This window comes from Pseudomonas sp. QTF5, from assembly GCF_000512695.2.
GTDB lineage: Bacteria > Pseudomonadota > Gammaproteobacteria > Pseudomonadales > Pseudomonadaceae > Aquipseudomonas.
This window is the reverse complement of the sequence record NZ_AZRW02000087.1, coordinates 1-371: the sequence shown is the minus strand read 5'-3', so window position 1 is coordinate 371 and position 371 is coordinate 1. Positions and strand designations below refer to the sequence as shown.

1 protein-coding gene is annotated in these 371 nt (G+C 52.0%); it reads right to left on the bottom strand.

Going from position 1 to position 371, the window contains the following annotated elements; all coding sequences use genetic code 11:
- Nucleotides 1-304: transposase (locus tag IC37_RS28670; RefSeq protein ID WP_256580809.1), on the bottom strand; the 304-nt coding region annotated here is incomplete at its 3' end.
- Nucleotides 305-371 lie beyond the last annotated feature (67 nt).

Genomic DNA, 371 nt, shown 5'->3' with positions numbered 1-371 from the left:
GGGAATGATCTTTGGAGTCCAAAAGCAGGAGAACACTGGCCTTTTTTAGGATTTCGATATCCCTGTCTTTCTGCCTGAGCAGGGCTTTGAGCTCCTGGATTTGTTTTTGGTCGGCAGTAATGGCCTTTGTGCCAGCTAGCGTCGAGCCCGCACGTTCTTTTCTGACCTGCTCGACCCAGCGGCGCAAGGCAGTCGGGCCGATATCGAAGTTGGCGCAGACTTCCAGAATGGGCTGGTCTTCATCAAGCACCATGCTTGCGGCTTTGAGCTTGAACTCGCTGGAATAGGACTTTCGCATCATCATGCACACCTCAGATTTGGGCGCCATCATAGCGCCCTATTGATGTGTCCAATTTCATTAGGCCAGTTCA